Here is a 235-nt window from a genome sequence, read left to right on the forward strand (position 1 = left end):
GGGCGGTTTGATGGTTCCGCTGACAGAAAATCTGTTAACCATTGATTATATCCGTCAGCAAGGCTATCCCGTCATCCTCGTTACCAGCGGACGGCTTGGCAGTATCAACCACACCCTGCTCAGCTTCGCCGCGCTCAAACAATACGGCATCAGCCTGTACAGCCTGATTTTCAACCATATTCACGACAGCAAAGATGAAACCGTTGCCGGCGATACTTTGGAATATCTTAAAGGC

The 235-nt window shown here is 49.8% G+C and carries 1 protein-coding gene; it reads left to right on the top strand.

Annotated features, from left to right (window positions below):
• On the top strand, nt 1-235 hold a 235-nt coding region (gene bioD, locus ACTHS4_RS12625), incomplete at both ends, for an ATP-dependent dethiobiotin synthetase BioD (RefSeq protein WP_440366059.1).

The organism is Neisseria sp. P0014.S009, assembly GCF_051958155.1.
Taxonomy (GTDB): Bacteria; Pseudomonadota; Gammaproteobacteria; order Burkholderiales; family Neisseriaceae; genus Neisseria; species Neisseria flavescens_C.